Source organism: Paraburkholderia antibiotica (assembly GCF_012927125.1).
Taxonomy (GTDB): domain Bacteria; phylum Pseudomonadota; class Gammaproteobacteria; order Burkholderiales; family Burkholderiaceae; genus Paraburkholderia; species Paraburkholderia antibiotica.
This window is the reverse complement of the sequence record NZ_JABBFZ010000009.1, coordinates 25778-51347: the sequence shown is the minus strand read 5'-3', so window position 1 is coordinate 51347 and position 25570 is coordinate 25778. Positions and strand designations below refer to the sequence as shown.

At 65.1% G+C, this 25570-nt stretch carries 21 protein-coding genes; 16 read left to right on the top strand and 5 right to left on the bottom strand.

The window, feature by feature from the left end; genetic code table 11:
- The first annotated feature begins 285 nt into the window (after positions 1 to 285).
- The 9 genes from HHL14_RS16445 to HHL14_RS16405 all read left to right on the top strand — a co-directional run bounded on the left by HHL14_RS16445 (position 286) and on the right by HHL14_RS16405 (position 9521).
- Positions 286 to 2160 (top strand): bifunctional 3-(3-hydroxy-phenyl)propionate/3-hydroxycinnamic acid hydroxylase, encoded by a 1875-nt coding sequence (locus HHL14_RS16445; protein ID WP_169498674.1) that lies wholly within the window; start codon positions 286 to 288, stop codon positions 2158 to 2160.
- A 1-nt stretch (position 2161) separates the two neighbouring features.
- Positions 2162 to 3112 carry a 3-carboxyethylcatechol 2,3-dioxygenase gene (locus HHL14_RS16440; RefSeq protein ID WP_169498673.1) on the top strand — a complete coding sequence of 317 codons (951 nt, stop codon included), beginning with the start codon at positions 2162 to 2164 and terminating at the stop codon, positions 3110 to 3112.
- A 53-nt stretch (positions 3113 to 3165) separates the two neighbouring features.
- Positions 3166 to 3975, top strand: coding sequence for a 2-keto-4-pentenoate hydratase (locus HHL14_RS16435; protein WP_169498672.1), 810 nt, complete (start codon positions 3166 to 3168; stop codon positions 3973 to 3975).
- 45 nt (positions 3976 to 4020) lie between these two features.
- The gene (locus HHL14_RS16430; protein ID WP_169498671.1) at positions 4021 to 4962 is read left to right on the top strand and encodes an acetaldehyde dehydrogenase (acetylating); all 942 of its coding nucleotides are present in this window, start codon (positions 4021 to 4023) and stop codon (positions 4960 to 4962) included.
- A gap of 21 nt (positions 4963 to 4983) precedes the next feature.
- Complete coding sequence (gene dmpG / locus HHL14_RS16425; RefSeq protein ID WP_169498670.1) at positions 4984 to 6015, top strand: 4-hydroxy-2-oxovalerate aldolase; 1032 nt, start codon at positions 4984 to 4986, stop codon at positions 6013 to 6015.
- Positions 6016 to 6117: 102 nt separating this feature from the next.
- Complete coding sequence (gene mhpT, locus HHL14_RS16420; RefSeq protein ID WP_169498669.1) at positions 6118 to 7389, top strand: 3-(3-hydroxy-phenyl)propionate transporter MhpT; 1272 nt, start codon at positions 6118 to 6120, stop codon at positions 7387 to 7389.
- 81 nt (positions 7390 to 7470) lie between these two features.
- Positions 7471 to 8349, top strand: coding sequence for an alpha/beta fold hydrolase (locus tag HHL14_RS16415; RefSeq protein WP_169498668.1), 879 nt, complete (start codon positions 7471 to 7473; stop codon positions 8347 to 8349).
- A gap of 189 nt (positions 8350 to 8538) precedes the next feature.
- Positions 8539 to 8841 carry a hypothetical protein gene (locus HHL14_RS16410; protein WP_169498641.1) on the top strand — a complete coding sequence of 101 codons (303 nt, stop codon included), beginning with the start codon at positions 8539 to 8541 and terminating at the stop codon, positions 8839 to 8841.
- A 23-nt stretch (positions 8842 to 8864) separates the two neighbouring features.
- Positions 8865 to 9521 carry a 2OG-Fe(II) oxygenase gene (locus HHL14_RS16405; RefSeq protein WP_169498667.1) on the top strand — a complete coding sequence of 219 codons (657 nt, stop codon included), beginning with the start codon at positions 8865 to 8867 and terminating at the stop codon, positions 9519 to 9521.
- A gap of 79 nt (positions 9522 to 9600) precedes the next feature.
- Here the strand turns inward: HHL14_RS16405 and HHL14_RS16400 are convergent, their stop codons facing one another.
- The gene (locus tag HHL14_RS16400) at positions 9601 to 10674 is read right to left on the bottom strand and encodes a LacI family DNA-binding transcriptional regulator (RefSeq protein ID WP_169498666.1); all 1074 of its coding nucleotides are present in this window, start codon (positions 10672 to 10674) and stop codon (positions 9601 to 9603) included.
- A gap of 146 nt (positions 10675 to 10820) precedes the next feature.
- Between HHL14_RS16400 and HHL14_RS16395 the strand changes: the two genes are divergently transcribed.
- Together HHL14_RS16395 and HHL14_RS16390 are read left to right on the top strand one after the other, a co-directional pair.
- A complete protein-coding gene (locus HHL14_RS16395; protein ID WP_169498665.1) occupies positions 10821 to 12143 on the top strand; it encodes an MFS transporter in 1323 nt (440 codons plus the stop codon).
- Between the two features lie 469 nt (positions 12144 to 12612).
- Positions 12613 to 14841 (top strand): NADP-dependent isocitrate dehydrogenase, encoded by a 2229-nt coding sequence (locus HHL14_RS16390; RefSeq protein WP_169498664.1) that lies wholly within the window; start codon positions 12613 to 12615, stop codon positions 14839 to 14841.
- Between the two features lie 204 nt (positions 14842 to 15045).
- Here HHL14_RS16390 and HHL14_RS16385 read toward each other — a convergent pair whose 3' ends face one another.
- The 3 genes from HHL14_RS16385 to HHL14_RS16375 all read right to left on the bottom strand — a co-directional run bounded on the left by HHL14_RS16385 (position 15046) and on the right by HHL14_RS16375 (position 18337).
- Positions 15046 to 15273, bottom strand: coding sequence for a hypothetical protein (locus tag HHL14_RS16385; RefSeq protein ID WP_013092475.1), 228 nt, complete (start codon positions 15271 to 15273; stop codon positions 15046 to 15048).
- 493 nt (positions 15274 to 15766) lie between these two features.
- The gene (locus tag HHL14_RS16380) at positions 15767 to 17269 is read right to left on the bottom strand and encodes a DASS family sodium-coupled anion symporter (RefSeq protein ID WP_169498663.1); all 1503 of its coding nucleotides are present in this window, start codon (positions 17267 to 17269) and stop codon (positions 15767 to 15769) included.
- Between the two features lie 159 nt (positions 17270 to 17428).
- The gene (locus HHL14_RS16375; RefSeq protein ID WP_169498662.1) at positions 17429 to 18337 is read right to left on the bottom strand and encodes a LysR family transcriptional regulator; all 909 of its coding nucleotides are present in this window, start codon (positions 18335 to 18337) and stop codon (positions 17429 to 17431) included.
- A gap of 98 nt (positions 18338 to 18435) precedes the next feature.
- Between HHL14_RS16375 and HHL14_RS16370 the strand changes: the two genes are divergently transcribed.
- From HHL14_RS16370 to HHL14_RS16360, 3 genes are read left to right on the top strand one after another with little or no spacing between them, the layout of a single operon-like run.
- Positions 18436 to 19740: a CitMHS family transporter gene (locus tag HHL14_RS16370; RefSeq protein WP_169498661.1), complete on the top strand. Its 1305-nt coding sequence runs from the start codon at positions 18436 to 18438 to the stop codon at positions 19738 to 19740.
- A gap of 25 nt (positions 19741 to 19765) precedes the next feature.
- The gene (locus HHL14_RS16365; RefSeq protein ID WP_169498660.1) at positions 19766 to 21124 is read left to right on the top strand and encodes an acyclic terpene utilization AtuA family protein; all 1359 of its coding nucleotides are present in this window, start codon (positions 19766 to 19768) and stop codon (positions 21122 to 21124) included.
- Position 21125: 1 nt separating this feature from the next.
- Positions 21126 to 21431 carry an AtuA-related protein gene (locus HHL14_RS16360; protein WP_169498659.1) on the top strand — a complete coding sequence of 102 codons (306 nt, stop codon included), beginning with the start codon at positions 21126 to 21128 and terminating at the stop codon, positions 21429 to 21431.
- Between the two features lie 81 nt (positions 21432 to 21512).
- On the opposite strand, the gene HHL14_RS16355 is transcribed toward HHL14_RS16360, so the two are convergent.
- Complete coding sequence (locus tag HHL14_RS16355; protein ID WP_169498658.1) at positions 21513 to 22223, bottom strand: FadR/GntR family transcriptional regulator; 711 nt, start codon at positions 22221 to 22223, stop codon at positions 21513 to 21515.
- 427 nt (positions 22224 to 22650) lie between these two features.
- Between HHL14_RS16355 and HHL14_RS16350 the strand changes: the two genes are divergently transcribed.
- Both HHL14_RS16350 and gudD read left to right on the top strand, forming a co-directional pair.
- Entirely contained in the window at positions 22651 to 23982 is a 1332-nt protein-coding gene (locus HHL14_RS16350) for an MFS transporter (RefSeq protein WP_169498657.1), read from the top strand.
- 125 nt (positions 23983 to 24107) lie between these two features.
- Positions 24108 to 25457: a glucarate dehydratase gene (gene gudD, locus HHL14_RS16345; RefSeq protein ID WP_169498656.1), complete on the top strand. Its 1350-nt coding sequence runs from the start codon at positions 24108 to 24110 to the stop codon at positions 25455 to 25457.
- The last annotated feature ends 113 nt before the right edge of the window (positions 25458 to 25570 follow it).

Below are 25570 nucleotides of genomic sequence, written 5' to 3'. Positions count from 1 at the left end.
AATCAACTGTGTGCATTCTATGCACAATTTCGACATTTTGTTGAGCGCGCGGAGGACCGGTCCTAGACTTGCCAACAAATCAAAGATTTCATGGAGACGCAAGCTGTTGTCCTCAGGCGACTTTCTCGCCATGGCCACGGCCGGTTCCCGGCCGCCGCGCTCCCTGTTTATCCCGATCAAGTTCGTTATCTGACGCGACCGCCGAAAACGCGGCGCGCCAGGCAACTACCTGCATGAGACCGGAGTAAGAGCCCACGTATCGCTCTGGTCGCCAAAGGAGACAACATGCCCTCGTCGCTCGATCCGGTGGCCGCTCAAGGCCACGGCGCACTCACCACCGACGTCGCGATTATCGGCGCCGGCCCGGTCGGTCTGATGATCGCCAATTATCTCGGTCTGCAAGGCGTGCGCGTCGTGCTGATCGAAAAGCTCGAAAAGATCATCGACTATCCGCGCGCCATTGGTCTGGACGACGAAGCATTGCGCGTGTTCCAGTCGGTCGGTCTCGCCGACGCGCTGCTGCCGCACACCACCCCCGATCACTGGATGCGCTTCGTGACGAGCACGGGTCATTGCTTTGCCTCGATCGAGCCGCGCACCGACGAATTCGGCTGGTCGCGCCGCAACGCGTTCATTCAACCGCTGGCCGATCGCGTGCTGTACGAAGGGCTCGCGCGCTTTGCGCACGTCGAAGTGCTGTTCGGCCACGCGGTCAGTTCGTTCACTCAGGACAACGACGGCGTCACGATCGAAGCGGAAGACGTGCAGGGCGTGTGCCGCACGATTCGCGCGTCGTACATGGTCGGCGCCGACGGCGGCAACAGCTTCGTGCGCCGCGTGCTCGACGTGCCGTTCGAAGGCCGTACCAAGCCGAATCAATGGATCGTCGTCGACGTGCGCAACGATCCGATCGGTTCGCCGCATGTGTACATGCATTGCGATCCGAGCCGTCCGTACGTGTCGGCCGCATTGCCGCACGGCATCCGCCGCTTCGAATTCATGGTGATGCCCGGCGAGACCGAGGCAGAACTGTCGAAGCCGGAGAACCTGGCCGCGCTGATCCGCAAGGTCGTCGCCGAACCGGACAAGGTCGACTACATCCGCAAGCGCGTCTATACGCACAACGCGCGGCTCGCGAGCAGCTTCCGCGTGAAGCGCGTGCTGCTTGCCGGCGACGCCGCGCACATCATGCCGGTGTGGCAGGGCCAGGGCTACAACAGCGGCATTCGCGACGCCAGCAACCTCGGCTGGAAACTCGCGATGGTGGTCAAGGGCCAGGCCGGCGACGCGCTGCTCGACACCTACACCGCCGAACGCCGCGCGCATGCGCGCTCGATGATCCACCTGTCGGAGGTGGCCGGCGACATCTTCGCGCCGACGAGCCGCTTCGGCATCAAGTTCCGCGACGCCTTCGTGCGGACGTTCAACTGGTTCCCCGCGGTCAAACGCTACTTCGTCGAAATGCGCTTCAAGCCGATGCCGCGCTACGAAACCGGCGTGGTGCTGCTCGCGCGCACGCCGCGCAAGAACGGCTGGCTCGCGCGCGTGCTCGAACGCTCGGGTCATTCGGCGCCGGGCCGCCTGTTCGGTCTGATGAGCGAGAAGCGCGAGTCGCGCCTCGGTCGTCTCGTGTATGGCCGCGACCCGCATTGCCACTCGCCGGTCGGCCGCATGTTCATCCAGCCGCGCGTGCGCACGGTGAGCGGCGACGTGCTGCGTCTCGACGACGTGCTCGGCAACCGCTTCGCGATCATCGGCTGGGGTTCCGATCCGACCTTCGGTCTGTCGGCGGAAGCGCGCGCGATCTGGCAACGGCTCGGCGGCTGCTTCGTGCTCGCGAAGCCGGACACGCAACTGGTATTCCACGACGACGTACCCGACGGCGTGATCGCGATCGGCGACGTCAACACGCGGATGAAGGAGTGGTTCGCGCGCGTGCCGGAATCGGTCGTGCTGCTGCGTCCCGATCGTTTTGTCGCGGGCATGTGCTCGCCGCAGCGGGTCTCGCAGTCGATCGTCGAACTCGCGGCGAAGCTGCATCTCGACGCGGCGACGCGTGCGAACGCAGCCGACGCGAACCATGAAGCGGCAGTCGCGCACGACGGCGTGCTGACTTTCTCCACCCCCACCACCCCCGCAACCGCTACTGCCGGAGCCTGATATGCCGATGCTGCTCGAATGTCTGTCGCACACGCCATTGCACGGCTATGTCGATCCCGCGCCCGAGGTCGTCGCGGAAGTGGAGCGCCTGCATGCGGCGGCGCGCGCGCGCGTCGTCGAGTTCGATCCCGAACTGGTCGTCGTGTTCGCGCCCGACCACTACAACGGTTTCTTCTATGACGTGATGCCGCCGTTCTGCATCGGCGCGTCGGCGAGCGCGATCGGTGACTTCAAGAGCCTCGCCGGCCCGCTGAACGTCCCCGCCGACACCGCGCTCGAACTCGCCGAAGCGGTGCTCGCGAGCGACGTCGACGTCGCGGTGTCGTACCGGATGCAGGTCGACCACGGCTGCGCGCAAGCGCTGGAACTGCTGACGGGCGGTCTCGACCGCTATCCGGTGGTGCCGGTGTTCATCAACTCGGTCGCCCCGCCGATGGCGTCGTGCCGCCGCGCGCGTCTGCTCGGCGATGCGCTGGGCCGTGCGCTCGCACGCATGAACAAGCGCGTGCTCCTGATCGGTTCGGGCGGCATTTCGCACGAGCCGCCGGTGCCGGAACTGGCGGGCGCGAGCGACGAAGTCGTCGAGCGTCTGATCGCTGGGCGCAATCCGTCGGCCGAATCGCGCGCGGCGCGTCAGGCACGCACGATCGCGGCGGCGCGTGCGTTCGCGGGCGGCGACAGCCCTCTGCATCCGCTCAATCCCGACTGGGATCGCGCCTTTATGAAGCTGCTCGAAGACGGCGAACTGACCGCGCTCGACGGCCTCACCAACAACGCGATCACGCGCGAGGCCGGCAAGTCGGCGCACGAAATCCGCACGTGGATCGCTGCGTTCGGCGCACTGAACGCGAGCGGCCCGTATCGCGCGTCGCTCGATTACTACCGTGCGATCCCGGAATGGATCGCGGGCTTCGGTGCGATGCATGCGCGGCCCGTTACGGCCAACGCTTAACGGCCAAAGCTTATCGGCCATCGTCTAACGCCCACCCGAATCTGGAACCCGCCATGAACACTCCCAACCATGCCGAAGCGCTCGCGCAGCGCCTGCGCGAATCCGAACGCAGCGGCCAGACCATCGCGCCGTTGCGCGACGACCCGAGCTTCGCCGCACTGTCGAACCCGGCCGACGCCGAACAACTCGCGTACGCGGTGCAGCAGGTCAACGTCGCCGCGCGCGTCGCCCTCGGCGAGCGCGTGGTCGGTCGCAAGATCGGCCTGACGTCGCCCGCGGTGCAGCGTCAGCTCGGCGTCGATCAGCCCGATTTCGGCGCGCTGTTCGCGTCGATGGCGTACGGCGACAGCCAGCCGATTCCGCTCGCGGAACTGATCCAGCCGAAGGTCGAGGCCGAAATCGCGCTGGTGCTCGAACACGATCTGATTCACGAGCGTCATACCTACGCCGACCTGGTTCGCGCCACCGCCTATGCGGTCGCGGCGATCGAGGTGGTGGACAGCCGCATCGAAGGCTGGAACATCCGCTTCGTCGATACGGTCGCGGACAACGCGTCGAGCGCGCGCTTCGTGCTGGGCAGCCGCCCGGTGCTGCTGCGCGATCTCGATCTCGCGGCCTGCGCGATGACGCTCTCGCAGGAATCCGAAGTATTGTCGCGCGGCAACGGCGCCGCGTGTCTCGGCAATCCGCTGAACGCCGCCACATGGCTCGCGGACCGCATGGTCCGGCTCGGCACGCCGCTGCGTGCCGGCGACGTGCTGATGACCGGCGCGCTCGGACCCATGGTCGCGGTTAAACAACCCGGCACCTTCTGCGCGCAGATCGACGGCCTCGGCAGCGTTCGCGCGACTTTCTCCGCTTAAAACAGGCACTCGCAAGCAATCGCATTCACTCGATTGAGGACTCAAATGGCAAGCGAAAAACTCAAGGCCGCGATCATCGGCTCGGGCAATATCGGCACCGATCTGATGATCAAGATCCTGCGGCATGGCAAGCATCTCGAAGTCGCGGCGATGGTCGGCATCGATCCGAACTCGGACGGTCTCGCGCGCGCCGCGCGGCTCGGCGTCGCGACCACTCACGAAGGCGTGGAAGGTCTCACGCGCCTGCCGGTGTTCAGCGACATCGACGTCGTGTTCGACGCGACCTCGGCCGGCGCGCACGTGAAGAACGACGCGTTCCTGCGCGCGCTGAAGCCCGGCATCCGTCTGATCGACCTGACGCCGGCCGCGATCGGCCCGTACTGCGTGCCGGTCGTCAATCTCGACGCGCAGCTCGCCGCGCTGAACGTGAACATGGTCACCTGCGGCGGTCAGGCGACGATCCCGATGGTCGCGGCGGTGTCGCGCGTCGCGCAGGTGCATTACGCGGAAATCGTCGCGTCGATCAGCAGCAAGTCGGCCGGTCCGGGCACGCGCGCGAATATCGACGAATTCACCGAAACCACCTCGAAGGCGATCGAAGTGGTCGGCGGCGCGGCGAAGGGCAAGGCGATCATCATCCTGAACCCGGCCGAGCCGCCGGTGATGATGCGCGACACCGTCTACACGCTGTCCGAACTCGCGGACCGCGCGAAGGTGGAAGCGTCGATCGAACAGATGGCCGCTGCGGTGCAGGCCTACGTGCCGGGCTATCGCCTGAAGCAGAAGGTGCAGTTCGACGAAATCGGCGCGAGCGCGCCGCTGAACATTCCGGGTCTCGGCAAGTTCAGCGGCCTGAAGACCTCGGTGTTCATCGAGGTGGAAGGCGCCGCCCACTATCTGCCCGCGTACGCAGGCAACCTCGACATCATGACTTCGGCCGCGCTCGCGACCGCCGAGCGCATGGCGCAAGCGCTCGTGCAGGCATAAGCGACATCAGGAGACTTTCGCATGGACAAGAAACTCTATATCTCCGACGTGACGTTGCGTGACGGCAGCCACGCCATTCGTCACCAGTACTCGATCCAGAACGTGCAGGACATCGCACGCGCGCTGGACAAAGCCAAGGTGGACAGCATCGAAGTCGCGCATGGCGACGGCCTGCAAGGCTCGAGCTTCAACTACGGTTTCGGCGCGCATAGCGACCTCGAATGGATCGAGGCGGTCGCCGACGTGCTGAAGCACGCGCAGATCGCGACGCTGCTGCTGCCCGGCATCGGCACGATCCACGATCTGAAGGCGGCCTACAACGCGGGCGCGCGCATCGTGCGCGTCGCCACGCACTGCACCGAAGCGGACATCTCGAGGCAGCACATCGAATACGCGCGCGAACTCGGCATGGACACGGTCGGCTTCCTGATGATGAGCCACATGACCACGCCGGAAAACCTCGCGGTCGAAGCGAAGAAGATGGAAAGCTACGGCGCGACCTGCATCTACGTGGTCGACTCGGGCGGCGCGCTGACGATGAACGACGTGCGCGCGCGCTTTCGCGCCTTGAAGGCGGTGCTCAAGCCCGAGACGAAGACCGGCATGCACGCGCACCACAACTTGTCGCTGGGCGTGGCGAACTCGATGGTCGCGGTCGAAGAGGGCTGCGATCGTATCGATGCGTCGCTCGCCGGCATGGGCGCGGGCGCGGGCAATGCGCCGCTCGAAGTGTTCATCGCCGCGGCCGAGCGCGCGGGCTGGCATCACGGCACCGATCTGTACACGCTGATGGACGCCGCCGACGACATCGTGCGGCCGTTGCAGGATCGGCCGGTGCGCGTCGATCGCGAGACCCTCGCGCTCGGTTATGCGGGCGTCTATTCGAGCTTCCTGCGTCACGCGGAAGTGGCCGCGAACAAGTACGGCCTGAAGACCGTGGACATTCTGGTCGAGCTGGGCAAGCGCTGCATGGTCGGTGGCCAGGAAGACATGATCGTCGACGTTGCGCTGGATCTGAAGCGCGCGCAAGCCACCGAAACCGTGGCTTCATAACCCCGAACACTGCACGCACGGCCCGCCAGGCTCTGCGTGCAGTGTTCATTTCAAGCAGCAAGGTCGCCGGCAGAGCGACGCTGATTCACATTGGAGACTTTTATGCGGCAGTCAACGCAAACGACGCAGTCGACCCCGTCGACGCACCCACCCACCAACGGCGCGCTGACGATCGGGCTCTGTCTGATCGTCGCGCTGCTCGAAGGGCTGGACCTGCAATCCACCGGCCTCGCCGCGCCGCGCATGGCGCGCGAGTTTCATCTCGCGGTCGCGCAGATGGGCTGGGCCTTCAGCATCGGCGCATTCGGGCTGTTGCCGGGCGCGGCGATCGGCGGACGTCTCGCCGACCGGCTCGGGCGCAAGCGCGTGCTGATGTGGTCGGTCGCGCTGTTCGGCATCTTCTCGCTCGCGACCGCGCACGTGTGGGACCTGAACAGCCTGCTCGCCGCGCGCTTTCTGACCGGCCTCGGGCTCGGCGCGGCGATGCCGAATCTGATCGCGCTGTGCACGGAAGCGGCGCGGCCCGATCAGCGCAACACCGCGGTCGGCGCGATGTATTGCGGCATGCCGTTCGGCGCGGCGCTCGCGGCGGTGGTCGGCATTCTGAGTCCGGGCGATGCGGACTGGCGGCATATCTTCTACGTCGGCGGCTTCGGGCCGTTGCTGGTGCTGCCGCTGCTCGGGTTGTTCCTGCGCGAGTCGTCGCAGTTCGTCGCGTCGCGTGCCACTCGCGCGGCGAAGGGTGCACAGCGCGAGGCGTCGGCCAGCGTGACGCACGCGTTGTGGCAGGAAGGCCGCGCCGCGACGACGATCGCGTTGTGGATCAGCTATCTCGGCACGCTGATCGTGCTGTACTTCCTGATCAACTGGCTGCCGTCGCTGGTGTTGACGCGCGGTCTCACGCGCGTGCAGTCGGGCGTCGTGCAGATGATGTTCAACCTCGGCGGCGGTATCGGCGCGATCGTGATCGCCGGCATGATGGACCGGATGGGCCGGCGTCGCACGGTCGCGGGCATGTATGTCGGCATCGTGGTCGCGCTCGGTGCGTTGCTGAGCGCGAGCGGCGGCACGTCGATGGCGTGGGGCGGACTGCTGGCGGGGCTGTTCCTCGTCGGCGGCCAATCGGTGCTGTATGCGCTCGCGAGCAGCCTGTATCCGACCGAAGTGCGCGGCACCGGCGTCGGCGCGGCGGTCGCGGTGGGGCGTCTCGGCTCGATCCTCGGACCGTTGATCGCCGGGCAACTGCTGGCGATCGGCCAGGGCGCGAGCGTGCTGCTCGGCGCGAGCATTCCGCTGATCGTGATCGCGGCCATCTCGGCGTGGCTCGTGGTAAGCCGCTCGGCGCTTCGTTATACCCCGGCGGCCGCGCAATAACACGGCGGCCTGAAAGACAGCGCGGGCTTGCCGTCGACGGCGGTCCGCGATCACTCAACCCGTGACAGAAAGGAATTCGACATGAGCAACACCAACACGCAGACCACGGCGATTACCGAAGAAGCGACCAGCCGGTTCGTTCGGATTACCGAAGATGGCCGCGAGATGCAGCTGCACTACAACGACGTCGGGCAGGGCGCCGAAACGGTCGTGATGCTGCACGGCTCGGGTCCGGGCGCGACTGGCTGGGCGAACTTCAACCGCAACGTCGAGCCGCTCGTCGCAGCCGGCTATCGCGTGATCCTGATGGACTGCTTCGGCTGGGGCAAGAGCGATCCGATCGTCTGCAAGGGGTCGCGCTCGGAGCTGAACGCGCGCTCGCTGAAGGCGCTGCTCGATGCGCTCGATATCCAGCGCGTGCATATCATCGGCAACTCGATGGGCGGCCATAGCGCGGTCGCGTTCGCGCTCGCCGAGCCGCAACGCGTCGGCAAGCTCGTGTTGATGGGCGGCGGCACCGGCGGTCCGAGCCAGTTCGTGCCGATGCCGACCGAAGGCATCAAGCTACTGCAAGGGCTGTACCGCAACCCGACGATCGAGAACCTGCAGCGCATGATGAGCGTGTTCGTGTTCGACTCGAAGGCGCTGACCGAAGACCTGATGCAGGCACGTCTCGCGAACATGCTGGCGCGGCGCGATCACCTCGAGAACTTCGTCGCGAGTCTCGCCGCGAATCCGAAGCAGTTCAACGACTTCGGCCCGCGCCTGAGCGAAGTGGTTGCGCCGACGCTGCTGATCTGGGGCCGCGACGATCGCTTCGTGCCGATGGATATCGGCCTGAAGCTGGTCGCCGGTATGCCGAACGCGGATCTGCATGTGTTTGGTCGCTGTGGACACTGGGCGCAGTGGGAACACGCGGAGAAATTCAACAAGATGGTGGTGGAGTTCTTCGCGCGCTAATGCGCGCTTGCTGCTGGTGATCGGTGCGTCGTTGCAGGTGGCGCGCCGGTTGCCGGCTTGCGTGCGCTGTGCCGGTGGCGCTTTCGTATTGCTACCATATTTATCCGTTTTCTCCTCTGCTAGCCTTCGAGACTCGATTGGCCAATGGGGTAAGGGATAGTGATAAAGCGACGTTACATAGCGACCATCGTGACGACCGTCGGTGTACTGGGCAAGCTCGGCGTGGCGAACGCGACTGCCGAACAACCGCAACCGCAAGCGGTGCCCACGGTCAATGCGTCGACCATGCCACGGAGCTTGAACGAAGCGAGTCGCGCGGATGCAAAAACGGCCGCGCTCAAGCTGGCCAGCAATGGCGACGACGGCGGTGACGATGGCGACGACGGCCATGACGGCCACGGCGCGAAACACCGCAAACACCACGGCGACGATGGCGATAGCGGCGACGACGGCCACGACGGTGACGGTCACGACGGCGACGATGGCGCGTGACGGAGTACGACGTGTCTGTGCGCATGTTGGAAGAACCGGCAGCCGGCGCTGAAGGTACGGACGGTGACGTCGACGGCAACGTGCCGTTCTTCGAATGTTTCGACGACGTGTTGACCGCCGAAGATCAAAAGAGAATCGACGCATTTCTGCATTTGCCGGGATGGGAATTCGGCTGGAAGTCTCAATCCAGACGCGATATCTATTCGTTCTGGCACAAGCATTTCGCCGGCTTCAGAAAATCAGGCGCCTACAACTTCAAGGCGGGGAAATGGCCGCCGCCGGATTGCTCGGCGGAGTTGCGGCAGAGCGCTGAGCTGATCCACGAGTTCTGGTTGCTGCTGCAACGCACGGTGCTCGAAGGTCATACGCTGGTGCGCTGCTATGCCAACGGTTTGCCGTTCGGCTCCGAAGGCACGTTGCACACGGACTCCGATTCGCCGAACGGCTACACCTGCATCTACTATCCGCATCAGGCGTGGCATCCGGATTGGGGCGGCGAAACCGTGTTCTTCAACGCCGAGCACACCGATATCGTCGCGTCGATATTTCCGAAGCCTAACCGCCTGCTGCTTTTCCGGGGCGACACGCCGCATGTCGCGAGACCCGTATCGCGGTCCTGTCCCGAGTTGCGCGTTACGCTGATGTTCAAAACCGAAAAACGCCCAGCGGGCACGCGCTGAAAGCGTTATCGACGACGGATGCGGCGACGATCGCGTACGGCTGCCGTTGGTAAGCGGGTTTGCGTGCCGCGCGGTGAAACTACTCTTCCGTCGTCGGCATTCGAGTCACGGCGGCATCGTTCGCGGCATCGCTTGCAACATCAACTGCCGCCGGCGCGTCGCCGCGCCTGATCGTCGATTCCCGCACCACCAGATGCGGATCGAGCAACGCGTAGCTCGCGTTCGCATCGGCGTTGCCGTGCAGTTCGTCGAGCAGCCGCGTCATTGCGAGCTCGCCCATCTTCTCGCTCTGAAAATCCACCGACGTCAACGCCGGCGACGCGTACTCGCCGTACGGCACATTGTCGAAGCCGGCCACCGACACATCCCGCGGCAATTGCAGGCCCAGTTCGCGCGCTTCCTTGATGAAGCCGAGCGCGATCAGATCGTTGTAGCAGATCACCGCGTCCGGGCGCCGCGGACCCAGCATCAGACCCGAGCACGCACGCTCGCCGGCCGCGGCCGACGGGCTCAGCGCATCGTGCACGTCGAGCGCGAGACCGTATTCGTCGAGGCATTGGCGAATGCCGCGAATCCGCTCGTCGTTCCAGCGCGAACGACCGAAGCCGAGATAAGCGATGTGGCGATGACCGAGCTTGACCAGATGATTCGCGAGCATATAGCCGGCGAGGCAACTGTCGGTGCCGACGCTCGCGATCGGAAAGCGCGCGCTGCGCCCGAACAGCACGACCGGCTTGCCGAGATCGAGCAGCCATTGCACCGAATCGTCGGGCATGCGCGAACTGACGATCATGCCGTCGACGCGTTGCGCGAGCGATTCGATCAGCGTCTGTTCGCGCTGCTGGTTTTCTTCGGTATCGACGAGCAGCAGCGTGTAGTCGTGCCGGATCGCGACGCGATTGGCGCCTTTGACGAGATTGGCGAAGTGCGGATTGCCGATGTCGAGAATCGCGAGACCGATGGCGCGCGTGCGTCCGGTGATCATCGAGCGCGCGAGCGGATTCGAGCGATAGCCGAGCTGCGCGATGGCTTCCTTGAGCCGCGCTTCGACGGCCGGCGTAAAGCGCTGCGTGCCGTTCATATACTTCGACACGGTGGCGACCGATACTCCGGCGGCAGCCGCGACATCGCGAATGGTGGCGCCTTTTTTCATCGGTAGCGGGGGAGGGGGTAACGTTTTACATCGATTGCTGAATAATATCGGTTGACCCAGACAGCGTAAAGCGAAGGGGCAAGCGGGCGACGACTATTCGCCCGCGGTCCGACGCCGCGCGAAAAAAACGGAGACACGAGGCAAGCATGACGATCAAGGTGAGAGGCCTGCGCTGGTGGATGATTGGGCTGCTCACGCTCGGCACGATCACCAACTATCTGGCGCGCAGTTCGCTGAGCGTCGCCGCGCCGACGGTGCTCGAACATCTGCATATTTCCACGCACGAATACGGCTGGATCACCGGCGCGTTTCTCGTCATGTATCCGCTCGGTGCGCCGCTCACCGGCTATCTGATGGATCGCGTCGGCTTGCGCATCGGGTTTCTGCTGTGCGGGGCCGCGTGGTCGCTGATCTGTATCGCCCATGGTTTCGCGTCGGGCTGGGTCGGTCTGTTCGTGTTGCGCGGCCTGCTCGGTCTGGTGGAAGCCGCGTTTTTGCCGGGCGGCATGCGCGCGGCCGCGTACTGGTTTCCGCCGCACGAGCGCGGCACGGCCGCGGGCGTGTTCAATCTCGGCACGTCGACCGGCGCGATTCTCGCGCCGCCGCTGATCGCGTGGTCGATCCTGCACTACAGCTGGCACGTCGCGTTCATGATCGTCGGCGCGCTGGGGCTCGCGTGGGTCGTGCTGTGGCTGCTGCTGTACCGGCATCCGGATCGGCATCCGGCATTGTCGAAACAGGAGGCCGCGTATATCGGCGCAACACGGGAGGCGCGGGAGGCAGGCTCGCGCGCGCCGCGAGGCTCGGGAGGCTCGGGAGGCTCGGGACCGAAGCTGTTCGAGATTCTCCGCCAGCGCAATTTCTGGGGCATCGCGCTGCCGCGTTTCTGCGCCGATCCGGTGTGGGGCACGCTGGTCTACTGGATGCCGCTGTATCTGTACCAGGCGCGCGGCTTCGATCTGAAGGCGATCGCGTTGACCGCCTGGCTGCCGTTCGTCGCGGCCGATCTCGGCTGCATGGTCGGTGGACCGCTGTCGGCGTGGCTGAAGCGCCGCTTCGATGTGCCGATCGTCGACGGCAAGCGCATCGTCTTCACGGGCGCGGCGGTTCTGATGATCGGCATGGCCGGCGTCGGCTTCGTCCGCGATCCGGCGCTGGCGGTGTTGCTGCTGTGCATCGGCGGTTTCGCGCACCAGGCGCTGTCGATCACCGTGATCTCGATGTCGGCCGATCTGTTTCCGCGTGGCGAGGTCGGTACGGTGACCGGGCTCGCCGGGTTCGTCGCGGGGCTCGGCAACTTCGCGTTCACGCTGACGATGGGCTGGTTCGTCGCGCGCGTCGGCTATACGCCGTTTTTTGTCGCGCTCGGCTGCGGCGATCTGCTCGGCGCGCTGCTGCTGTGGACGCTGGTGCGTCGTCCGTCGATGGTGCCGGTTCAGGAGGCCGCGGCGCGGGACGTGTCCGCGTGAGGTCAAGCCGGTGATGGCGCAGCGCGGTTCGGAAAGTGAGCGGTTCGGGGAAAGGTCGGTGAAAGGGGCTGTGAAGCAGTCCGTGAAGCGGCCCACAAAGCGGCCCACAAAGCGGTCCGCGAAGCAGGCCGACGGAGCCTGAGCACCCGTTATCGTCCAAAAACAATAGGAATAATTCTCATTTTCCCACCGGCCGATTGCCCAAGTCATCTATAAGATATCTGTCCTAAGACTGCCTGAATCGGCCGCAAAGCCTTGTCAGGCGGGGGTCACCCCCTTTTGAGCAGGTCTCTGGACCTGTTTGTTTGGCCACACGTAGTGGAAAACGCGCATATACTCTCGGTCGTGTCGCAAAACGTAAACCCGGGGGCTGTGTCGTGCGGGAACGACGCCATAGTCGCCGCGCCGCGTTTTGCGCTGGCCCAGACTGCCAACGCTCTGTCTATCACCTTCTAGCAAAGCATCAATCATGTCCACATCGCCGAAGATCATCTACACCCTGACCGACGAAGCGCCCGCACTGGCGACGTATTCGCTGCTGCCGATCGTCAAGGCGTTCACGCGCTCGTCCGACGTCCTCGTCGAAACGCGCGACATCTCGCTCGCCGGCCGGATCATTGCCGCATTTCCCGACTACCTGAGCCCGGAACAGAAGATTTCCGACGATCTGGCGGAGCTGGGTGGACTCACCACGCGCCCGGAAGCGAACATCGTCAAGCTGCCGAACATCAGCGCATCGGTGCCGCAGCTGAAGGCCGCGATCGCCGAACTGCGCGACCTCGGCTACAAGCTGCCGTCGTACCCGGACGTCGCGACCACCGACGCCGAGAAGGACGTCAAGGCCCGTTACGACAAGATCAAGGGCAGCGCGGTCAACCCGGTGTTGCGCGAAGGTAACTCGGACCGCCGCGCGCCGCTGTCGGTGAAGAACTACGCGCGCAAGCATCCGCACAAGATGGGCGCATGGAGCGCGGACTCGAAGTCGCACGTCGCGCACATGAGCGGCGGCGATTTCTACGGCAGCGAGAAGTCGGCGCTGGTCGCGCAAGCCGGTAGCGTGAAGATCGAACTGATCGCCGCCGACGGCGCGGCCACGGTGCTGAAGGCAAAGACGCCGGTGCAGGCGGGCGAGATCATCGACGCGTCGGTGCTGAGCAAGAACGCGCTGCGCAGCTTCATCGAAGCGCAGATCGCCGACGCGAAAGCGAACGGCGTGCTGTTCTCGGTGCACCTGAAGGCGACGATGATGAAGGTCTCGGACCCGATCATCTTCGGTCACGTGGTCTCGGTGTTCTACAAGGACGTGCTGACGAAACACGCGGACGCGCTGGCCAAGGTCGGCTTCAACCCGAACAACGGTATCGGCGATCTGTACGCGCGTCTGAAGGATCTGCCGGCTGAAACGGCCGCCGCAATCGAAGCCGATATCAAGGCGCAGTACGAACAGCGTCCGCCGCTCGCGATGGTCAACTCGGACAAGGGCATCACGAGCCTGCACGTGCCGAGCGACGTGATCGTCGACGCATCGATGCCGGCGATGATCCGCGAGTCGGGCAAGATGTGGGGCGCCGACGGCGCGCTGCACGACGCGAAGGCCGTGATTCCGGACCGCTGCTACGCGGGCGTCTACCAGGCAGTGATCGAAGACTGCAAGCAGCACGGCGCGTTCGATCCGGTCACGATGGGCACGGTGCCGAACGTCGGTCTGATGGCGCAAGCCGCCGAAGAATACGGTTCACACGACAAGACGTTCCAGATCGCGGCGAACGGCGTGGTCCGCGTGACCGACGAAGCCGGCGCGGTGCTGCTGGAGCAGCCGGTCGAGCAGGGCGACATCTTCCGTATGTGCCAGACCAAGGACGCGCCGGTTCGCGACTGGGTCAAGCTCGCGGTCAACCGCGCCCGCGCGAGCAATACGCCGGCCGTGTTCTGGCTCGACGCGGCGCGCGCGCACGACGCGCAGATCATCAGGAAGGTCGAGCAGTACCTGAAGGATCACGACACCAACGGTCTCGACATCCGCGTGATGACGCCGGTCGAAGCGGCGAAGTTCTCGGTCGAGCGGATTCGCGCCGGCAAGGACACGATCTCGGTCACCGGCAACGTGCTGCGCGACTACCTGACCGACCTGTTCCCGATCATGGAACTGGGCACCAGCGCGAAGATGCTCTCCATCGTGCCGCTGATGGCCGGTGGCGGCATGTTCGAAACCGGCGCGGGCGGTTCGGCGCCGAAGCACGTGCAGCAACTGGTCGAGGAAGGTTTCCTGCGTTGGGACTCGCTCGGCGAATTCCTCGCGCTGGCGGCGTCGCTCGAACATCTCGCCACGACGTATCACAACCCGAAGGCGCAGGTGCTAGCGAAGACGCTGGATCAGGCGACGGGCAAGTTCCTCGACAACGACAAGTCGCCGGCGCGCAAGGTCGGCGGCATCGACAATCGCGGCAGCCACTTCTACCTCGCGATGTACTGGGCCGAGGCACTGGCCGCGCAAACCGAAGATGCGGCGCTGCAGGCGCAGTTCGCCGGCGTCGCGAAGGCGATGGCCGACAACGAAGCGAAGATCGTCGCCGAACTCGGCGCGGCGCAGGGCAAGCCGGTGGATATCGGCGGCTACTATCGTCCGAACGTCGAACTGACCGGCAAGGCGATGCGCCCGAGCGCGACGCTGAACGCGATCGTCGATTCGGTGGCCTGAAGCCGCGCACGCGACTGAGGCGGCCGGCATCGCCGCGGCGTTCGACGCTTCGAGCACCACGCGATAAACGCATAGCCACGCAGTCCGCAGAGCAGCAAGCAGGATCGCAATGACGACAATGGCGCCTTCGGGCGCCATTGTCGTTTCTGCGGTCGTTTCTGCGTTTACCGCTACGTCACCGTCGGTCATACCCGTCTCTCGTCCTTACACGTGCACGATTTCCCAGTCGGCGAGCTTCTCGGGAATCTCGAGCGTCGACGTGTCGAGTTCCGACAGATGCTCGCAGCTCAAGCCGCGCGCGAGGTCGTCGGCAGCCTGTTGCGGGCTCGAAAATTCGCCGAGCGTCTCGTTGCCGTAGGTGGCTTCCCAGCCATCCTGACCCGGCAGAATGTAGAACGCTCCCTGTGTCGAACCAAAGCGAAAGCCTTTCATTTTGTGTCTCCCAGTTGCCGATAAAAAAACCGTGGTTCGTGACGGCTCCTTCGCAATCTGTGGGATTTGAGCGGGTGGTGTCGCTGGTCCCCCTCGAATCCGACTGCTGAAGCGCGTGCTCTTGTGAAAGAGTCTACGTCAGCGAATCGGCCGGCAAGCGGGCCTCAAACACCTCTTTTCGTTAAAAATAATTCTTTATAAACATGAGTTTGCAATTTTTATTTTACGATGTGCAACGGCGGGCGACATCGTGAAATGAAGAATTTGTGCCACGCACCATGATTTTTTACGACGCGCGGCATTGTTTCGTATCGTGAAAATTAGGGGGTGTGTAGGGTGCTCAGAACGATGGTGTGCGGCTCTATGCCGCGTGAGTGGGCGCTCGTTCTTGCCGCAGCCGCCGGTTCAGGACGGAGCTGAAAACGAAGACAAAGCCAAAGACGGCCCAGGCAGCCAAACCCCGCCCGAGCCGTCTTTCAAAGCACGACTGCCGTCACACCCAGCCGAGCCAGCGCCACCACGTCGCCGCGAACAGCAGAAGCAGCAGATAGCCGACGATCGTCAGCACGATGCCGACGCGCGCGAACTGGCGCGCGGTGAAGGTATCGGTGGCGAGGCACACCATGTTCTGCGGCGCGTTGATCGGCAGCACGAAGCCGAAGCTGACCACGTAGCCGAGCAGCATCGTCATGCCGAGCCGGCTGAAGTCGCCCTGCATCGATTGCAGCACCGCGATCAGGATCGGCAGCATCGCCGAGGTCAGCGCGGTCGCGCTCGCGAAGCCGAGGTGAATCACGATCAGGAACGCCGACAGGATCGCGAACGCGGTGAACGTGCTGGCCCGGTCGAGCCCGGTGTGATGCGCGACGAGATCGCCGAGCCACTGGCCGGCGGTGGTCGTCAGGAGCGCGGTGCCGAGGCTGATGCCGACCCCGAACACGATCACCGTGCCCCATGGAATGCGGCTTTGCACGGTCTTCCAGTCCATCACGCCGATGCGCGGCAGCATCAGGATCACGAGGCCGACATAGGTGATCGACGTGGTGTCGAACGGATGCAGCTTGCCTTCGGTCGCCCAGAAAAACAGCAGACCGATCGCGACGCCGAGCAGACGCTTCTGCGGTCCGGTCATCGGTCCGAGCTCCTGCAGCGCGCGCGTCACCGCTTCCTTGCCGCCCGCGATCTGGTCGGTCTCCGGCGGCAGCATCTTCAGTACGATCACGAGCAGCAGCACCGACATCACGATCGCCCACGGCGTGCCCGCGATCAGCCAGTCGAGCCACGTGACGCGCGCGCCGAGCATCTTGTCCATGAAGCCGACGGTCAGCAGATTCTGCGCGGCCGCGGTCAGGATGCCGACGTTCCAGATGCTGGTGGCCTGCGCGACCACGATCATGATGCCGGCCGCGATGTTCGAGCGTTTGTCGACGCCGAACGCCGAAATCACGCCGATCATGATCGGCACCACGCAGGCGCTGCGCGCGGTCGCGCTCGGCACCACCAGCGACAGCACGATCGTCACCGCGATCGAACCGATCAGGATGCGCCGCGTGGTCGTGCCGATCAGCGACAGCGTGACGAGCGCGATGCGCTTGTCGAGCCCGGTGATCGTCATCGCGGCGGAAATGAACAGCGCGCCGGTGACCAGCGCGAGCGCCGAATTCGAGAAGCCCGCGAGCCCCATGCTGATCCCGGCCGAGGTGCCGTAGGTCACGCTCGGGTCCTGAATGGTCGGCGCGGTGCCGATCAGAAACGCGATCAGCGACGTGATGATGATCGCGCTCGCCTCGTACGACACGGCCTCGGTCAGCCAGACCACCACCGCGAACGCGAGGATCGCGAGCATCCGGTGGCCGGCGGGCGGCAAGGTGGCGGGCAACGGCAACAGCAGCACCACGATCAGCGCGACGACGCTCGCGATCAGGCCGATCGGGATGCCCTGTCTGGCCGGGGTGGAACCGGTGCCGGGTTGAGCTGCGGGTTTCGGTACGCTCATGCTTGTCGCTCCTCGATTGGGGCGCCGCTCGTCGCGTCTGCGTCGCACGATATGTCGTACATCGATTCGCATCGATGCACCTCGTGCTACGTCACGCCGCGGGCGGCTCGGTATCGCAAGGGGGATGTCGCAACCGCAGTTGTATCACGTCATGGGTGTCTATTCGACGGCGGCATCCTCGCCGAGCCGTTCGATCAACATCCCGACGAAGGTCTCGGTGACCGGCGGCAGGGTTGTGCCGCGCTTTCTGATCAGCGCGATGCGTCGCGTGAACGCAGCTTCGTCGATCGGTCGCGCGACCAGTTCGGGCTCCGCGCGGACCTCACGCGCCGACGCCGGCAGGATCGTGATGCCGAGCCCGGCGCGCGCCATCGCGACCGCGCTCATCATGTAGGTCGGCTCGCAGGCGATGCGCGGCACGCATTGCGCGTCGGCGAACGCGCTGTCGACGACCGCGCGCACGCTGGTGCCCTGCGCGGTCAGCACGAGCGGCTCGTTCGCCAGATCGGCGAGCGTGACGGGCCGGCGCCGCCGCGCGAGCGCGTGCTGTTTCGGCAACACCGCGACGAGCCGGTCGATCCCTTCATACAGCACGTCCAGCCCGCTGTCGGTCAACTCGCCGCCGGTCAGCCCGATATCCGCTTCCTCGCTGCGCACCAGCGTGTTGACCATGCTCGCGACCACGTCGCGCACCTCGAAGCCGACGCGCGGCACCGCTTTTCTCAGCGCCTGCACGAGTTCGGGCAGCACGCTCGCCGCGAAGGTCGGCAGACACGCGATGCGTACCGTGCCGCTCGCGCCTTCGCCGAGCGCGCGCGCATCGAGCAGCACGTGCTCCATGTCGTGCAGCGATTTCTGCAGCACCGGCAGCAACTCGCGACCGGTCGGCGTCAGCGCGACGTTGCGGCTGTTGCGATCGAACAGCCGCAGGCCGACCGTCTCCTCGAGCCGGCGAATCTGCACCGTCAACGCCGGTTGCGACAGATGCAACCGCGCGGCCGCGCGCGTGAAGCTGCCCGTTTGCGCGACCGCGATAAACGCGCGGATGTCCCGCAGATTCAGATCCATGATGATTTGTGATTGCTGCAATCAATTCATTTCAATTGTTTTATTGCTGCGCAGAACTTACGCTCGATCGCATTAAAAAACAACCTGGAGACAAGCTCATGCTGCCATTGCTGGGGCTGGCCACCATCGTCGTGCTGCTCGGCGCGATCCTGTCCAAACGCATGTCGCCGCTCGTCGCGCTGATCCTCGTGCCGCTCGCGGCGTCGCTGCTCGGCGGCTTCGGCCTGCAGACGAGCAAGTTCGTGATCGACGGTCTGAAGAGCCTCGCGCCCGTCGTCTGCATGTTCGTGTTCGCGATCCTGTACTTCGGCACGATCACCGACGCCGGCACGCTCGACCCGATCATCGAGCGTATCCTGCGCGCGGTCGGCACGCGGCCCACGCGCATCGTGATGGGCACCACGCTGCTCGCGCTGCTGATCCATCTCGACGGCTCCGGCGCCGTCTGCTTTCTCGTCACGATTCCCGCGATGCTGCCGCTCTACGACCGCCTGAAGATGGACCGGCGCGTGCTGGCCGCGGCGGTTTCGATGGCGGCCGGCATCAACTTCCTGCCGTGGACGGGGCCGATGATCCGCGCGTCGGCGTCGCTGCATCTGCCGATCTCGGCGCTGTTCAATCCGCTGATTCCGGTGCAGGCGATCGGCCTCGTGTTCGTGTTCTCGATGGCGTACTGGCTCGGGCGGCGCGAGGAGAAGCGCCTCGGCCTCACCGCCGCGAGCGGCAACGCGCCGATGCCCCAGCGCGAACTGACGCCGGAGGAACAGGCGCTGCGCCGCCCGCAAAACTTCTGGTTCAACATCGTGCTGACGCTGATCGTGCTCGGCACGATGGTCGTGATGGGCGAAAAGATTCCGCCCGCCATCATGTTCATGGTGGGTCTGTGCATCGCGCTGATGGTCAACTATCCGAACGTCGACATGCAGCGCAAACGGATCGACGCGCATGCGCGCGCCGCGCTGATGATGGCCGGCATCCTGCTCGCGGCCGGCGTGTTCACCGGCGTGATGCAGGGCAGTGGCATGCTGAAGGCGATGGCGCAGGCGGCGGTCGGTTTCGTGCCGCCCGCGATGGCGAGCCATATCCCGATCGTGCTCGGCCTGCTGTCGATGCCGCTCAGCATGCTGTTCGATCCCGACTCGTTTTATTTCGGCGTACTACCGGTGATCGCGGAAGTGGCGGGCCAGCTCGGCGTGCCCGCGGTGCACGTCGGCCAGGCCGCGTTGCTCGGGCAGATGACGACCGGCTTTCCGGTCAGCCCGCTGACGCCCGCGACCTTCCTCGTGGTCGGCCTGTGCGGCATCGATCTGGCCGATCATCAACGATTCACGTTTCCCTTGCTGTTCGGCGCGTCGGTCGTGATGACGATCGCGTGCGTCGTGCTCGGGATCTTTCCGCTTTGAGCCTCATTGAACGGACGCAAGCATCATGACAACCACTGAATCCCGACGCATCGTGCGCATCGGCGCGGGTGCGGGCTACTCGGGCGACCGCATCGAACCCGCGCTCGAACTCGCCGCGCACGGCCAGCTCGACTATCTGGTGTTCGAATGCCTCGCCGAACGCACGATCGCGATCGCGCAGCAGGCGCGCAGCAAGGACCCGGAGCTCGGCTACGATCCGCTGCTCGAAGCGCGCATGCGCGCGGTGCTGCCCGTCGCGGCGCGCAACGGCGTGCGCATCGTGTCGAACATGGGCGCGGCCAATCCGCTCGCGGCGGCGCGCATGACCGCGCGGATCGCGCGCGAGCTGGGTCTCGGCGGCCTGAAGATCGCCGCTGTCACCGGCGATGAGGTGCTCGACGTCGTCCGCGCGGGCGATTTCCATTTCGTCGAATCGGGCGACGCGGTGGCCGCGTATGCGGACCGGCTGATCTCGGCGAATGCGTATCTCGGCGCGGACGGCATCGTCGCGGCGCTCGCGGCCGGCGCGCAGATCGTGCTGACCGGACGCGTTGCCGATCCGTCGCTGTTCGTCGCGCCGCTGATCCACGAGTTCGGCTGGCGCATGGACGACTGGCCGATGCTCGGTCAGGCGACCGTGATCGGCCACCTGCTCGAATGCGCGGGGCAGATCACCGGCGGCTATTTCGCGGACCCCGGCTTCAAGGACGTGCCGAATCTCGCGCGGCTCGGTTTCCCGATCGCCGAAGTGGCGCAGGATGGTTCCGTGGTGATCACGAAGCTCGCGCAAAGCGGCGGGCTCGTCACCGAAGCAACCTGCAAGGAGCAGTTGCTGTACGAGATCCACGATCCGCGCCGTTATCTGCAGCCCGACGTGGTCGCCGATTTTTCGCAGGTGCGCATCGCGCAGGAAGCGCCGGACCGCGTGCGCGTCACCGGTGGCCATGGTACCGAGCGCACGGATACGCTGAAGGTGTCGGTCGCGTACTTCGACGGCTATATCGGCGAAGGACAGATTTCCTACGGCGGTCCCGGCGCGCTCGCGCGGGCGCGGCTCGCGCTCGACATCGTGCGTGAACGGCTCGCGCAGACGGGCGTCGAGACACGCGAGCTGCGTTTCGATCTGATCGGCGTGAACGCGTTGTATGGCGACGCGGTGGCGGCCGGTCAGGGCGAGCCGTACGAAGTGCGCGCGCGCGTGGCGGGGCGCACGACCTCGCTCGCGGAGGCGGTGCGCGTCGGCAACGAGGTCGAGACGCTGTATACGAACGGACCGGCGGGCGGCGGCGGTGTGACGAAGTCGGCGCGCGAGGTGGTCGCGGTGCAATCGGTGCTGCTGCCGCGCGAGCATGCGACGCCGGCTTTCTCGCTGGTGGAGGCTTGAGATGAAACTACGTGAACTGGCCCACTCGCGCACCGGCGACAAGGGCAATACGCTCAACGTCTCGGTGATCTGCCACGATGCGGGCGATTACGAGCGGCTGCGCGCGGTGCTGACGCCCGAGCGCGTCAAGGCGCATCTGCGCGAGGTGGTGCGTGGCGAGGTGGTGCGGCATGAGTTGCCGGGCATTGCGGCGTTCAACTTCGTGCTGGGCGATGCGCTCGGCGGCGGCGTCACGCGGTCGCTCGCGCTCGATGCGCATGGCAAATCGCTGAGCTCGGCGCTGCTGGATCTCGACGTGGGGGAGTGAGCGGACGTGGCCGACGGAGTGCCGGCCGTCGCGATCGACCGGTTTTCGTCCGGCCGGTTATGCCGTCACGCCATCACGCCGTCATGCCCCGGCCCGGGTCAACTCGTGCGCGCGGCGCAGCCGTTCGCGGCTATTGCTCAGATGCATGCGCATCGCGGCGCGTGCATCGTCGGCGTCCTGGCGCTCGATCGCGCGATAGATCATCTGGTGCTCGCCGAGCACGTTGCGCAGCACCTCGATATGGTCGAGCTCGGCGATCTCGGCCGAGCCGAGCCGCGTGCGCGGGCTGACCGAGCGGCCGAGCTGGCTCAGCACGTCGAAGAAATAACGGTTGCCGCTTGCTCGCGCGATCTGCAGATGGAATTCGATGTCGTGCGCGAGCGTGTCGGTGCTGCCGCGCTCGAGTTCCGATTCGAAGCGCTCGAGCGCGGTGCGGATCTGCTTGAGGTTCTGCTCGGTGCGCCGCGCCGCCGCGAGCGCGGCCGCGGCCGCTTCGACATCGATTCGGAATTCGATGATCGCCATCACGTCGAGCATGCTCGACAGGTCGGCGGCGGGCAGTTGCATCGGTTTTTCGGTGGCCGGCGCGAGCACGAACGTGCCGATGCCGTGACGCGTCTCGACGACCTTGGCCGCCTGCAAACGCGAAATCGCCTCGCGGACGACCGAGCGGCTCACGGAGAGCTGCTTCATCATCGCGACTTCGGTGGGAATGCGGTCGCCTGGCCTTAGCGCCCCGCGGCGGATTTCGTCGGAAAGGGTGGCCACCACCTTCTCAGTTAGGCTGCTCATTTTTGTGGCTGGTTGACTGATTGCCCGCAAAGTATCGCACAGGACTTTACTCGATTTGCCTGCTTCGACGGCAGGAGGGCGGCCTATTTTTACGGGGGATCGGCGGGTTGTGCGCGGCTTGAGCCCGGCGCGCGAGCTGGCCGTCGCCGAAGTGGGTTCGGTGCTGCGAGGGCCGCGCCGATTGTGTGGACGAGCCGTTGTCGCTCCGGTTGCCAAGTCGGGACGTTGTACAGGAGAATTTTATGTCATCAGACGTCCTAGTTCAACGGCGGTGTCAGCCATGTAAAACCACGAAACACGCCGTATAAGCCTAAATAATAAAAAGAATGTGCAGGGTAAACACCCAATTGGATTCCGGCAAAACATCAAGGTAGACTGTCATCAGACAACATATCAGATGTCACGTAACCGATCCCGGAGACACATCTTGACCTCGACCCTGTCCGCCGCGCTCGATCCGCTCGAATCCGCGGTCGCGAAAGTGAAGCGCAATGTGCTGCCGCTGTTCCTGATCATGTTCATCGCGAACTATATCGACCGCGTGAACATCGGCTTTGTCAACGCGCATATGAAGGCCGATCTCGGCATCGGCGCGGCCGCGTACGGGCTGGGCAGCGGTCTGTTCTTCATCGGCTACGCGCTATTCGAGGTGCCGTCGAACGTGCTGATGCAGAAGTTCGGCGCGCGCGCGTGGCTCACGCGGATCATGGGCACGTGGGGGCTCGTCGCGGGCGCGATGGCGTTCGTGTGGAACGACACGTCGTTCTACGTGCTGCGCTTCCTGCTCGGCGTCGCCGAAGCCGGCTTCTTTCCCGGCGTGGTCTTTTACTTCACGCAGTGGCTGCCGCAGAAAGAGCGCGGCAAGGCGATCGCGATCTTTCTGTCCGGCTCGGCGCTCGCGTCGGTGCTGTCCGGCCCGATCACCGGCTCGCTGCTGTCGATTCGCGGTTTCGGCCTGCAGGGCTGGCAGTGGATGTTCCTGATCGAAGGCGGTTTCTCGATCGTGCTGTGTGTCGTCAGCTGGCTGCTGCTGAAGTCGCACATCCGCGACGCGCACTGGCTCAGCGCCGACGAAAAGCGCGTGCTCGCGCAGTCCATCGCGGCCGAGCAAAGCGAGCGCGAAGCGCACGGCGGCGCGCATCTGCCGACCATGAAGCTGCTCAAGGATCCGCAGATCGTGCTGTTCTGCTTCCTCTACTTCGCGATCCAGCTGACCATCTACGCGGCCACTTTCTGGCTGCCGACGATCATCCGCAAGATGGGCGGCCTGTCCGACTTCGAGGTCGGCATGTTCAACGCGATTCCCTGGTTGATCTCGATGGTCGCGATGTACGGCTTCGCGGTGGTGTCGGCGAAATGGCGCTTCCAGCAGGGCTGGATGGCGCTCGCGCTGGTGATCGCGGCGGTCGGGCTGTTCGCGTCGACCTCGGGCAACCCAGTGTTTTCGTTCGTCGCGATCTGCTTTTCGGCGATCGGTTTCAAGGCCGCGTCGTCGCTGTTCTGGCCGATTCCGCAGGGCTATCTCGATGCGCGCGTCGCCGCCGGCGTGCTCGCGCTGATCAATTCGATCGGCAACCTCGGCGGCTTTTTCGCGCCGGCCACTTTCGGCTATCTGCAGCAGCACACCGGCTCGATCACCGGCGGTCTGTATGGGCTCGGCGTCGCGTCGCTGCTCGCGGCGGCGGCTGGTTTCCTGACCCGCAACAAGCCGGCTAACCGCGAACCGCTGCCGGAGTCGCTGCGAGGCAACGCACATTGACTACACTGACGGCTCGCAGGCGGCCGTCGCTGTTTCTGAAATTCTTATCCGGTCCGGTCGAGCGCGCGCATGCTGCGCCGCTGCTCGAGCCGGCCGGCTCATTTCATCACACAGGTGCTTTTTCCATGACCACGAAACCTACCGAATCGAACGCCACGCCGATCGTCACCGAACTGCGCGTCGTGCCCGTCGCCGGCCGCGACAGCATGCTGATGAATCTGAGCGGCGCGCATGGTCCGTTCTTCACGCGCAACATCGTGATCCTGAAGGACAGCGCGGGCCACACCGGCGTCGGCGAAGTGCCGGGCGGCGAGAACATCCGCAAGACTATCGACGACGCGCGGCCGTTCGTGGTCGGCCAGTCGATCGGCAATCTGCAGGCGATCCTCAACAAGGTGCGCACGCAATTCGCCGATCGCGACGCGGGCGGCCGCGGCCTGCAGACTTTCGATCTGCGCACGACGATTCACGCGGTCACCGCGCTCGAAGCGGCGCTGCTCGACCTGCTCGGCCAGCACCTCGGCGTGCCGGTCGCGGCGCTGCTCGGCGAAGGCCAGCAACGCGACGAAGTGGAAATGCTCGGCTACCTGTTCTATATCGGCGATCGCAACAGGACCGATCTGCCGTACGCGAACAACGCCGGCGCGCGCGACGACTGGGAGCGAGTGCGCACCGAAGAAGCGATGACGCCGGAAGCGGTCGTGCGTCTCGCCGAGGCCGCGAAGGCGCGCTACGGTTTCAACGACTTCAAGCTGAAGGGCGGCGTGCTGCCAGGCGACGCCGAGATCGAAGCGGTGACGGCGCTGGCCGAGCGCTTCCCCGAAGCACGCGTGACGCTCGACCCGAACGGCGCATGGTCGCTCGCGGAAGCGGTGCGTCTGTGCCGCGACCAGCACGACGTGCTCGCGTATGCGGAAGATCCGTGCGGCGCGGAGAATGGCTACTCGGGCCGCGAAGTGATGGCCGAGTTCCGCCGTTCGACCGGCCTGCCGACGGCGACCAACATGATCGCAACCGACTGGCGCCAGATGGGTCACGCGATCCAGTTGCAATCGGTCGACATTCCGCTCGCCGATCCGCATTTCTGGACCATGCAGGGTTCGGTGCGGGTCGCGCAGATGTGTAACGACTGGGGCCTCACGTGGGGTTCGCATTCGAACAACCACTTCGACATTTCGCTGGCGATGTTCACGCACGTCGCGGCCGCCGCGCCGGGCAAGATCACCGCGATCGATACGCACTGGATCTGGCAGGACGGGCAATTCCTGACTCAGGCGCCGTTGCAGATCGTCGGCGGCAAGGTCAAGGTGCCGCAGAAGCCTGGTCTTGGCGTCGAGCTGGATATGGACGCGCTGGAGAAGGCGCACGCGCTGTATCAGCAGCACGGCCTCGGCGCGCGCGACGACGGCGTGGCGATGCAATATCTGATTCCGAACTGGAAATTCGATAACAGGAAGCCGTGCCTGGTGCGGTGAATGTGTTGAGAATGCGCCGGAAGCTCTAGCGGGCTCTTTGGCGTATTTCAGCCGGAAGGTTTTAGCGCCCCTTGAAAAAGGGGCGTTTGCATTGCTGGCTGGGAATTTCCGCT

What these genes read in the sequence shown, in the direction of transcription:
- HHL14_RS16445 (WP_169498674.1), top strand. Translation starts at nt 286, where the DNA reads ATGCCCTCGTCGCTCGATCCGGTGGCCGCTCAAGGCCACGGCGCACTC.
- HHL14_RS16440 (WP_169498673.1), top strand. Translation starts at nt 2,162, where the DNA reads ATGCCGATGCTGCTCGAATGTCTGTCGCACACGCCATTGCACGGCTAT.
- HHL14_RS16435 (WP_169498672.1), top strand. Translation starts at nt 3,166, where the DNA reads ATGAACACTCCCAACCATGCCGAAGCGCTCGCGCAGCGCCTGCGCGAA.
- HHL14_RS16430 (WP_169498671.1), top strand. Translation starts at nt 4,021, where the DNA reads ATGGCAAGCGAAAAACTCAAGGCCGCGATCATCGGCTCGGGCAATATC.
- dmpG (WP_169498670.1), top strand. Translation starts at nt 4,984, where the DNA reads ATGGACAAGAAACTCTATATCTCCGACGTGACGTTGCGTGACGGCAGC.
- mhpT (WP_169498669.1), top strand. Translation starts at nt 6,118, where the DNA reads ATGCGGCAGTCAACGCAAACGACGCAGTCGACCCCGTCGACGCACCCA.
- HHL14_RS16415 (WP_169498668.1), top strand. Translation starts at nt 7,471, where the DNA reads ATGAGCAACACCAACACGCAGACCACGGCGATTACCGAAGAAGCGACC.
- HHL14_RS16405 (WP_169498667.1), top strand. Translation starts at nt 8,865, where the DNA reads ATGTTGGAAGAACCGGCAGCCGGCGCTGAAGGTACGGACGGTGACGTC.
- HHL14_RS16400 (WP_169498666.1), bottom strand. Translation starts at nt 10,674, where the DNA reads ATGAAAAAAGGCGCCACCATTCGCGATGTCGCGGCTGCCGCCGGAGTA.
- HHL14_RS16395 (WP_169498665.1), top strand. Translation starts at nt 10,821, where the DNA reads ATGACGATCAAGGTGAGAGGCCTGCGCTGGTGGATGATTGGGCTGCTC.
- HHL14_RS16390 (WP_169498664.1), top strand. Translation starts at nt 12,613, where the DNA reads ATGTCCACATCGCCGAAGATCATCTACACCCTGACCGACGAAGCGCCC.
- HHL14_RS16385 (WP_013092475.1), bottom strand. Translation starts at nt 15,273, where the DNA reads ATGAAAGGCTTTCGCTTTGGTTCGACACAGGGAGCGTTCTACATTCTG.
- HHL14_RS16380 (WP_169498663.1), bottom strand. Translation starts at nt 17,269, where the DNA reads ATGAGCGTACCGAAACCCGCAGCTCAACCCGGCACCGGTTCCACCCCG.
- HHL14_RS16375 (WP_169498662.1), bottom strand. Translation starts at nt 18,337, where the DNA reads ATGGATCTGAATCTGCGGGACATCCGCGCGTTTATCGCGGTCGCGCAA.
- HHL14_RS16370 (WP_169498661.1), top strand. Translation starts at nt 18,436, where the DNA reads ATGCTGCCATTGCTGGGGCTGGCCACCATCGTCGTGCTGCTCGGCGCG.
- HHL14_RS16365 (WP_169498660.1), top strand. Translation starts at nt 19,766, where the DNA reads ATGACAACCACTGAATCCCGACGCATCGTGCGCATCGGCGCGGGTGCG.
- HHL14_RS16360 (WP_169498659.1), top strand. Translation starts at nt 21,126, where the DNA reads ATGAAACTACGTGAACTGGCCCACTCGCGCACCGGCGACAAGGGCAAT.
- HHL14_RS16355 (WP_169498658.1), bottom strand. Translation starts at nt 22,223, where the DNA reads ATGAGCAGCCTAACTGAGAAGGTGGTGGCCACCCTTTCCGACGAAATC.
- gudD (WP_169498656.1), top strand. Translation starts at nt 24,108, where the DNA reads ATGACCACGAAACCTACCGAATCGAACGCCACGCCGATCGTCACCGAA.